Annotated in this window: 8 protein-coding genes; 4 read left to right on the top strand and 4 right to left on the bottom strand. The window is 65.4% G+C overall.

The genetic code is table 11. The features are described from left to right. From VFC51_05445 to VFC51_05430, 4 genes are all read right to left on the bottom strand, one after another. The coding region (locus VFC51_05445) for a response regulator (GenBank protein HZT06453.1) at positions 1–813 on the bottom strand (813 nt) is incomplete at its 3' end. 33 nt (positions 814–846) lie between these two features. Then, entirely contained in the window at positions 847–1,614 is a 768-nt protein-coding gene (locus VFC51_05440; protein ID HZT06452.1) for a 3-methyl-2-oxobutanoate hydroxymethyltransferase, read from the bottom strand. 293 nt (positions 1,615–1,907) lie between these two features. Then, positions 1,908–2,654 (bottom strand): VOC family protein, encoded by a 747-nt coding sequence (locus VFC51_05435; protein HZT06451.1) that lies wholly within the window; start codon positions 2,652–2,654, stop codon positions 1,908–1,910. Positions 2,655–2,802: 148 nt separating this feature from the next. Beyond that, positions 2,803–4,533, bottom strand: coding sequence for an ABC transporter substrate-binding protein (locus VFC51_05430; GenBank protein HZT06450.1), 1,731 nt, complete (start codon positions 4,531–4,533; stop codon positions 2,803–2,805). Positions 4,534–4,815: 282 nt separating this feature from the next. Between VFC51_05430 and VFC51_05425 the strand changes: the two genes are divergently transcribed. From VFC51_05425 to VFC51_05410, 4 genes are all read left to right on the top strand, one after another. Further along, positions 4,816–8,016 (top strand): YncE family protein, encoded by a 3,201-nt coding sequence (locus VFC51_05425; protein ID HZT06449.1) that lies wholly within the window; start codon positions 4,816–4,818, stop codon positions 8,014–8,016. Between the two features lie 99 nt (positions 8,017–8,115). Further along, the gene (locus VFC51_05420; GenBank protein HZT06448.1) at positions 8,116–8,988 is read left to right on the top strand and encodes a VOC family protein; all 873 of its coding nucleotides are present in this window, start codon (positions 8,116–8,118) and stop codon (positions 8,986–8,988) included. Beyond that, positions 8,981–9,439, top strand: coding sequence for a VOC family protein (locus VFC51_05415; protein ID HZT06447.1), 459 nt, complete (start codon positions 8,981–8,983; stop codon positions 9,437–9,439). Before VFC51_05420 ends, VFC51_05415 begins: the two co-directional genes overlap by 8 nt. Before the next feature lies 1 nt (position 9,440). After that, the coding region (locus VFC51_05410; GenBank protein HZT06446.1) for a VOC family protein at positions 9,441–10,245 on the top strand (805 nt) is incomplete at its 3' end.

The raw sequence follows: 10,245 nt of genomic DNA, 5'->3' as shown, positions 1-10,245 counted from the left end.
GAGGTGGTGGACGGCCTGTCGGAGGCGCGACCAGTCGCCCTGGACGGGTGGGAGGTCGGCTTCGACCTGCACCCGGAGCCGGGGCTCGCACGCCAGCTCGGTCGCCCATTCCGGAATCGCGGTTCCGAGGTCGATGGTCTGGATGTCGATCTTCGCCTCTCCGCTATCGAGCAGCGAGAGATCGACGATGCTCCGCACCAACGTGTTGAGTCGGGTTGCTCCGTCGTGGATCGCCGCGATCTGCTCCTTCAGGTCGGGCACAAGATCCCGGTCGAGGAGCAGCTCGCTGAATCCGAGGATTGCGGAGAGGGGGGTGTTCAGCTCGTGGGAGATGACGTTGATCATCAGGCGCTGCTGTCGGCTCAGCTCCCGCCACGCCGCCGACTCAGCCGCGGCCGCGCGAGCCTCGACGAGCTGAGCCTCGGCAAGCCGGCGGGCGGCACTGTCGTCCGCCTGGCGCTCGGCGATGGCGAGTCGGACCTGGAACAGCTCGGGCGTCAGCGGTTTCGGGAGATAGTCGCTCGCGCCTGCGTCGAGGACCGCGGACAAATCGCTGGCGTCGCTGCGACCGGTGACGATCAAGATCACGCTGCGGTCGCCCCAGGGCAGGCCGCGGATCCTCCGGCATAGCTCGAGACCATCCATTCCCGGAAGCATCCAGTCGGAGAGGATCAGGGGGAACTCGTGGTTCATGCATTGCTCCCACGCCTCTTCCGCGCTGGTGCACAGCACCACGTCGTGTCCCCGCTCCCGCAGCGCGCGCTGCAGGATCCTGCCCATGAACTCGCTATCTTCTACGACGAGAGTTTTCATTGGGGCCCCGTGAAATCTTGCCGCCGTTGCCAGCTACGACGCGAACGTTCCCGCATGCACGTTCGCGATGGCCTTGTTGCCGATGTCGAAGATGAAGCGGGCGGCAGTTTGCCCGCCGTCCTCTTTGTCGAGTAAGGCGGCCTGGTACCCGACGAGGGAATAGCTGACGTAGATCTTTCCGTCAGCCTCCGGTCCGGACTGTCCGCCGATGACCGGGATGCGTACCGCCTTGGACGCGGCCTCGTAGACCTCGGCGGTCACCGCTGTCAGGTCGATCATCACCGCGCCCGCGTCCTCGAGCGCCTTCGCCTTGGCGGTGATGAGGTCGACGACGTCGTCGCCGCCATGACGCTCCCACCAGGCTGTGAAGCCGATTTGGGGATAGACAGGGACGACGCCGCTATCGATCACGCCGAGGACGACCGGGAAGAGCCTGTCCATGTCTTCGCGGATGTCGACCTTGACCATCTCGGCGCCTTCGCCAGCGAGGCGCCGGGCGGCCTCCGCCGCCGCTTTCGGGCCCGCGTTCACTGCCGAGCCGGGCATGTCGCAATTCACCAGGGCGCGTTTCGCGGCGCGCGCGACGGCGCGGCAGAACGGCGCCATCTTCTCGACGGTGAACTCGGACTCATCCTCGATCCCGAGAAAGGTTCGCGAAACGCTGTCGCCGACGGACAGCACGTCAGCTCCGGCTCGGTCCATGATCTGGGCCATCTGCGCTTCGTAGACGACGGCGGCCGCGATTCGCTGTCGCTGGCGTTTCATCTCGTGCAGGGTCTGGATCGTTACCTTTTCGGCCACGTGTTCCCTCCTCCGGTCGCGCGAGGACGATTCGCGCAGTCGCTGGAACGTCGATGCGCGATAGTACCACGGACCGCAACTTTGGATGCGTGGAACACCTGCCGAGCCACCATGAAAACGGGGATGGACCCGATTTGGAGTCCACCCCCGTTTGGCTTTGGCCACCGGCCGCCCAGTGGAGAGGGCAGCTCGGAGAAGGGAACGTCTGCCCTGGGCGGCGGTGGCAACTCGATAGTACCGACTGTGACCACTTGTTCGGTGTTGCAACCGGATCACAGTCTATGAGAGGCCGGTTATGCGCCCCAACCTTTCTGCGAAAGCACCAGCAAGTTGCCTTCTGGGTCTCGAACGGTGACCTCCGCGTTCGGATTGCTGGGAATTCGCAACGTCTGCCCGATCGAGCGGAACCGATCGGCCGTCGTCTGCCAATCGTCGACCTGGATGCCGATGTACTGCACGCCCTGTTTGCTGGTGAGGCCCTCCTGAACGAGCGCCATGTGGATGAGCCCATCGCTCAGGTATACCGATCCGTCCGCCCCGCGGCCTTCCTCGCCCAACTCGAGCTTGTCCTTGTAAAACTCCGCAACCTCGGCTGGGCGGTCCGTCTGGATCACAACCTGGCGCACGGCCGGCAGCTTGACCTCCTCGCGTCCAAAGAAGCCGCGGGACGAAAGGTCGAAGGCGTTCCCCCACGGATCGTAGACGCGCATCTCGGCGGGGCGCCCGTCCTGCGGATTGACTCCGTGCTTCAGGTCGTGCCCGATACGGCTGAGCGCCTCGTCCACGCTGTCGACGACGAACCCGAAGTGGTTGATGCCCAGCCGCTGGTCGGCCTCACCGCCATCGGCACGGTGCGTGCCGACGACTTCGGATTCACCCTCTCGAATCGGCAGAAGGGCAAGGTTGAAGGTGCCGTCCATCACCATAAAGGCGCCGCTTGCCGACGAATAGCACTGCTCGAACCCGAATGCCTGCTGATAGTAGTCGCGAACCTTGGCGGGCTCCTTGATCATGAACGCGACGTGTCGAATCTTGGCCATCGTGCACCTCCCTCCGTGTGCCAGAGTCGATCGTCTTCGCCGGCTCCTGATTCGCGAGTCTACCCGGGATGGCGAACACGGTCAAACTCGACGTGCCCGAATGTGGCGTCGTTGCGGCCCCGGCCGCGCTGACGCACCGTCGGCCGGCTCAGCTCATGTCCCACTGGTACGCGTTCCACGCCTGTCCCGTCCCGGCCGTGCCGGCGTTCACGTTCTGGATATTGTTTGCCCCCACAACGTAGGCCGCGCCCTGGAAAAAGAGGGGCATCATCGTGACCTGATCGGTTTGCAGGTGGACGAGATCGGCAAGCGCGGCCGTCCGCTCGCCAAATGGAATCGTGCGAAGGTAGCGATCGATGTATCCGTCCGCCTCGGCCGACCCGAAGCGGGCGACATTCCCGCCTACGTAGTGATTGTCCGACGTTGGAATCACCTTGGTGGCGAAGTTCTGATCCGGGTGATCGATGCGCAAACCGCGGATGATGAAGAAGAACGCCGGATATTCGGCGCGCCACTTCAGGTCGTGGGCCGCTTCAGCACCGAGGATCTCGAGCTGGACGTCGATTCCCGCCGCCTTCCAGTAGCGGGCAACGGCGAGCGTGCCGGGCTGGTGAGCCGAATTCTGGGTATGGGTTTTCAGTGAGACCGACAGCAGCGCCCCACTCGAGTCGCGGAACATTCCGTCAGGGTCCTTCGTGTATCCGAGGTCCTGGATCATCTGGCTCGCGGCGCGCAGGTTGTAGTCGTAGCGGACGATGCTGTCCTCGACCGCTCGCCCTTCGGGAATGTCCGGCTGCACCCAGGACTGCGCAACGGGGCTGAGTCCGTAGTTCAGCGTTTCCGTCATTTCCTGGCGGTCGATCGCCATGAGCAGCGCCCGCCGGAAGTTGACGTTCGCGACGATCGGCGGATCTGGATTCATGAACTGCGGGTAGACGGGGGCGAGGTTCCCGAGAGGACCGGAGAGCTGCGTCTTGATGTCGTGCCCGGCCTCGCGGACCTGCATGACGTCCTCGGGGTACAGACCGCGCCCAAGAGGGAGTTGGATCGCGCTGGCCAAAATGGCGGCGACGAAGGCCGAGCGCTCGCTGAAGAAGCGGACCACGACCTGGTCGATGCGCGGGCGGCCCAGCACATAGTCGTCGTTGGCCACCAGGACGATGTGGCTGTCCGTAACCCACTCCTCCACCTTAAAGGGCCCAGTCCCAACGAAATCGCCCCGCCAGTAGGACAGCCCGAGGAAGCCGTCTTTGTTGTCCCGAAACGGCTGATCGAGGACGTGCTGCGGCAGTGGCCACATGGCAATCCCTCCGCCGAACATCGAATCGGCGCTAATCAGAGGCCGCCGCCAGTGGACCACGATCGTCTGGGCATCCGGCGTGTCGACACTCTCGACCAGGGCCAGCTCGGGGATGGTGAGGACGCCGGAATCCTTGTCCCGGTAGACGTCCATGGTGAAGCGGAGGTCGTCGGAGGTCATCGGCTCACCGTCGTGCCAGCGGACACCCTTCCGAATTCGCCAGGTCGTGTCCATGCGTCCGTCCGGGTGGACGGTCCAGAGCCCGTTATCCGTCGAGGGCACGTCCTCGGCGAGCCAGGCGTGGCGATTTGAGGCAAGATCGGTATATGACAGCGTGGCGTTCACGAGCTGATAGGTTTCCTGTAACCCTGGCACGCTGCTGGGCGTCCCGGTGGGATTGGTCATCTCGTGGAAAAAGCCGGCCGGCTGGGACAAGATGCCGGCGACGATCTGCTTCCTTGCGCTCGCCTGCGGCAGGTCCGTGGCGGCGGTCTGGCCTCGCGGCGCGCCTGCCGCGCAACCGGCCAGCAGTAAAGCCAGTCCGAGGGAAATCCACGCGTTCTGTGCCGACTGACGCATTTCCAGCCTCCCCTGGCCAATGACCAAGCGCGCAACCATTAGACCGCACAGCTCCCCATCGGCCGAGTCTCTATCGTAGGCCTGGCCTGCCCGCCCGTCCAGGGCTATCAGCCTGCTCAGGATCTGGAGCTGCTTGAATTTTTGATGACGTGTCGTAACAATTGTGCCTTCGCACTGGGCCGTCCAGTTCGGTATCTGACTTATCGGTCGCGTGAAACGATCCGACTCGGCCCCGGTTGGGCCACGTGACGAATCCGTGGGTCTCGAACCGAGGAGGAGACGATGCGAGTCCGAGGTCGCTTCGCTCAGCCACCGTCTATTGCGGCGTTCGTCGCGATCGCCGTCCTGTTGAGTGGCGCGCTGGGGGTGCTCTCGCAGGCGAGCCCGGTCCTTTCGCAGGCTCGCGCCTACACGTTCGCCGACGGCCAACAGGACCTGGACGCCATCGAGGGCCGTTTCACGGGCGACATCTCCATGGGCGCGCTCCAGCGAAAGGGTCTCGCGATCGATGCGCTCGTCGCGGAGAATCGCGGCCGCTTCTTCTCGTCGCGCGACCGGGACGCGTTCGATCTGCTCGCCAATGCCCGCAGGGCGATCAACCAGGCGGAGATCGGGCTCGTCGAAGCGAGCGCCAATCTCGGCGCGGAAGGGGCGACCGCGCGTGACTGTGGCGACGCCGCCGCGTCGCGAATGGTCGCAACCTATTACGCAGGGGTCGGCGCGCAGGTAGAGGTGGCGCGCGCGAATCTGGAAGCGATGGCCAAGCTTATCCCGAACGTCACCATCTCGCCGGATTCGGTCCTTACCCTCCCAGACGTGCTGCGGGGCGAGGATTTTTCGGCCGTTGCGCGTGAGATGCTGGACTGGACGAATCGCGTCTGCGTCGTGGAATCGGGCCAGGCGACCGGCGTAGGGGCTGAAGGACTTTCCCGCGACGATGTGGCGCGCCTCGTCCGCGAGCAGCTCCTGGATCCGCAGGGCGAGGCCGCCGTGTACGTTTGGCCGGAGCGCGTCTCACCAGGGGACCGGGTGGCCGCGCGGGACCGGCGCGTCTGGCCCCTCGGTCAGATTCCTCGCTCCGCCGCCATCCAGGACGCATGGTTCGCATGGATTGACGATCAGCCGAGCAATCCGCGCTTCGGGCACGACACCCGCTTCGTCTTTGCCGATCGGTCGACCGGCGCGTACGCCGTCGTTCCCGCTGATTGGTGGCCGACCATTAACGACCAGCAGGTCTGGGACACGAGCGACGCTCGCGACTCGGCACCCGAGCGGATCATCGCGGGGGATGCCCTGTCACCCGCGAAGCCTGAGGTGGCGGCGGGCAGCGAAGAAGCAAGACCGAAGCTCACCGCTTCTGCGGCGTCAGCTACCCCTGGCGACATCGCTCCGCACATGGTCTACGCGGCCTCTGTCCCAAAGGTGGACACGCTGACCGGATCCACGTGTCCTATTGCGCGGCACTACGCGGCCATCCTCGTTCTCGACCGCGACTTCGAGTTCCGCACGGAGGCGGACAGCGTCGGGCAGTTCCTGTCCACGTTCGAGGGCGGCATGCCGACATTTCGGCTGCGGCCCCAGCGCCCGAATGAGGAGCTGCCCTACTCGCCATTCCAGCCAGGGGACCCGCGGTATGTCCCGAGCACGTGGTACGTCAACGGCGATCAGGAGCGCCAGCGCAAGGAGGTCGAGAACTTCATGGCTGGCGTTGGGCGCCAGCTCCAGCCATGCGATACGCTCTTCCTCTACGTCATCGCGCACGCCGGGCTTTCGGACTACACGGCCAAGGAGAAGATCAACGGTCAGTGGGTGAAGGTCCACCACTACGACACGAACATGGGCGCGATGGACATCACCGGTGCCGACCTGGCCGACATGATCGCACGCAATATCCACTGCTGCCAGCTTACCGTCGTCCTGCAGGCGTGCCACGCTGGCGCGGCCATCTCGCACCTGCGACCCGTGGCCACAACGATTGTCGCCGCCTCGACCGCCGATCAGGTCTCGAAAGGCTCCAAGTTCACGGACCATTTCATCGAGCGGTTGAAGAATGGCGACGATCTCTACGGAGCAACGCACGGCGACCTCTTCGCGGGAAACCCGTTCTTCACCCAGACGCCGATCGTCGAGCCGGGCGCCCGTGTATGCCCGTGCGTCTGCATCGACGACCACGGCCAAACGATCTGGGTCACCGTGACGCCGACGCCGAGCTCGACGAGCACGCGGGAGCCAACGCTGACGCCCCCGCCCACCCAGACGCCCACGGCGACGCTCGACATGCCGGCGCACTGCCGTTTCGTCCTTGAGCTGTTTACCTGCGAGGAGCCAACCGCCATACGGAACATCTACGTGGGCGGGTATGGCGGCCAGACCGCTCCTCCACCACCTCCAGTGAACCCGTTTCCAACCCTGACGCCGGAGCAGACCTCGGCCCCCACCGAAATCACGTCGGCCTCGCCCACGGCCACGACCGGATCGACGCCTGCTGTTTCGCCGACCCAGACGGCGCGCGTCGTGCCGCCGACCGCCACGCCGACGCGCACCTCGACGCCGACGACCGCTTCGCCCTCTTCGACTCCGACCCCCAGCCCCACGCCGACCACGGGCTCGACATCGCAGACTATCGGCGTGGGAAGCTCGCCCTACGGCGTGGCGGTCGACGCGCTCCTCAATCACGCGTACGTCGCCAACAGTCTCGGCGGCACGGTGTCTGTGATCGATGGCTCGGCCAACACGATCATCGCGAACGTTCCCGTTGGTAGCGGCCCGATGGCTGTGGCGGCGAATGCGACCACGCACCACGTGTTCGTGACCAATCCCGGAGCGAACACGGTACCGGTGATCGACGGCAACACCAACGCGGTCGCGACGGTCGTGCCCGAGGCAAATGCCCCCTTCGCGGTCGACGTCGATCCGACGCGGAATCTCGTCTATGTGGTCCGCAACCTTTCGGGTCACCTTCAGCTCGTCGACGGGGCGACGAATACCCCGGTGAACTCGGTATTTGTGGGAAACAACCCCGTCGCGGTTGCGGTCGACCCGATCACCGGCAACGCCTACGTCGTCAACTACACGGACTGCACCCTCGCGGTCGTGAATGGCGCCGGCCTGACGGTGCTCCAGACCATCCCGCTCGGAAACAACCCCGCGGGCGTCGCCGTGAACCCGCAGACTCATCGCGTCTATGCGTCGAACTTCACTGACGGGACAGTCTCGGTCGTGAATACCCTGACGAGCTCGGTCGTGACCACGGTTCACGTTGGCAATCATCCCGACGGTGTCGCGGTGGCGCCCAGCACAAACCGCGTCTACGTCGCGAACTCGGGGTCCGGCACCGTGTCCGTCATCGACGGGGCGACCAATGGCGTTGTGCGCACCGTCTCCGTCGGCGCCGGCCCCGCCCAGGTCGCCGTCGACGACATCCGCCACCGCGTGTACGTGACGAACCAGAATGCGAACTCCGTGACCGTCTTTACGGACTGACTCCCTGGCGCGGTTGAACACGGCCAGAGGGGTGCGTAGAATTCGCGTAGTGGGATGCGCGGCAATCCCACGGCCCAGCGTTCCGACGTGGGGTGGACAATGGACGGCGAACCGAAGGCGTTCCTACCGGGCCACGCGTCCCAGGTGGGGACGGCGGACCTGGAGGGCTTCGGATTCAGCCATCTGGTCCTCGAGGTCAGCGATCTCGATCGCTCCGAGGCGTGGTATCGAGACGTGGCGGGCCTGGAAGTAATTGGCCGGAACGTCCTCTCCGAGACCGCTCCGCACTCGGTTCTTCGAATGAACACGGGGCAGCTCCTCGTCTTGCTCGAGGTCGATACGCCAGTCCCCCAGCGCCCAAACTCGGGTGCCATCCACCACGCGTTCTGGCTCACGATGGATCAATACCATGAGGCGCAGGAACGATACGCGGCGGCCGGGTACGACACGAGCGATGAGCGCGCGGCGTTTCGGTCCAAGGGTGAATACTCCATGGACGCATGGGATCCAGACGGGCACCACTGGCAAATCCAGTCGGAGGGACCGGAGGCGCAGGAGCTGATCAAGCCGGGGGTCGGCGTCGTCGAGTGCGGACCGGTCGAGCAATTCCCGGTGGGTTCCGTCACGTCGTTTGGCGCCGGCAATTTCTTCCTGGTGCACGCGGAGGAAGGATTCCTGGCGCTCTCGCGGTGGTGTCGCCATCGCAACGGCATCCTTGCCCACCAGCCGGAGCACTGGCGCTTTTTCTGCAATTTCCATGGCGCGACGTACAACTACTGCGGCGACCACACGGGCCACATGCGCGATGTTCCGCCCCTTCGGATGAATCCGGTGACGGTCGGCGACGACGGCATCGTGCGCGTCGATACCGATGTGGTCGTCGAGCGCGACGAAGACGAGGCGCCGCCCTACGCGGTGGCCCCGCTCGCGGCAGCGGGACAGCATTTCCCGGCGAGGAGAGAGGATGGCTGAAGTCGAGTGTATTAGTCACAGCGGTATTAACGTGGTGGATTTGAAGGAGGCCGAGGACTTCTACGCCAACGTCTTCGGCGGGCTCATCACGAATCGGGTGAACTTCAACACTGACGATGCGAAGCGCGGGCGGTCGGTCCACACGTCCATCGCCCTCAATGATTGGCTGTTTGCCGTGTGTCTCCCGCGGGGGGAGATGCCCATGCCGCCGGAGGACCTGGTGCGCGGCACGAACGGCTTCCGGCACGGGTTTCGCGTGAGCCAGGAGGCCTTTGGGACCCTGGTCGAGCGCCTCACGGCGCTCGAGGTTCCCTTCGAGGGCCCCGTGACCCATCCGGAGACGAGCCCCGTGGCGCAGTCCGTGTACTTCAAGGACCCGGGCGGGAATTTTCTCGAGGTCTGTTGGCGCCGCGACGCCGTTCGTGACGGAATCGTCCTCGCGGCAGGATAACGTGGCGGCGACCACCTGGGTCGATATTCGCACGCCGCCGCGCCGGGGAGAGCCGCTTGGACTCGTCGCCGGCTACGCAGGCGCAGTGATCGAAGTGGCCGACCTCGACCGGGCGGTCGGCTTCTACCGCCGGCTATTGGGCGTCGGCCAACCTTCCGCCGAGTCCGAGGGGCTGCGTCTCCAGCTCGACTCGGGGCAGTCGCTGACGCTGACCCGCAAGTCGGAGCCACGGACGTTCCCGGAAACCGCGATCCACCGCGCCTTGCGCATCCCCCACAGCCGCTTCACGGCGACGATCGCTGCCTTAGAAGCTATGGGCGTCGCGGTGGATCGATACCATGAGGACCGCGACGCCGAGTGTGCAGAGAACTACTACTGCGCCGACCCGGACGGCAATCGTCTCCAGCTCGTCGAAGCGTCGGAGACCGGAATCGACCACGCAGCCGTCGAGACCTACGACGTCGAGTGGTCCGAGGTCTTCTACACCCAGGTCCTCGACGCGCGAGTGGAACAGCGTGTTGGGTGGACCATGGATGACTTCGCCCGAGCCTGGGCCTGGGGCCGCGGCGAAGATGCCTGCGCGCCCGGGGCGCGTCGGTGGGAGACGCTCTACACCGATACGCGCCCGCGGGTGCCGCGGCCGAATGCTCAGCTCTATTTCCGCCTGGGCCCCGGCGTGGCGTTTGCCGTCTACCTGGCTCCGGAGCATCGTCAGGAGCCCCCGCCACGCGTATTTCGGGGCACGCCGCGCATCGCCTTTCGCGTGCCGCGCGGCCGTCTCGACGAGCTGGCCGAGCGCTTGCGCA

The organism is Chloroflexota bacterium (assembly GCA_035652535.1).
Lineage (GTDB): Bacteria > Chloroflexota > UBA6077 > UBA6077 > SHYK01 > DASRDP01.
Note: the sequence above shows the minus strand (reverse complement) of the source record. Positions and strands in the feature narration are given on the sequence as shown.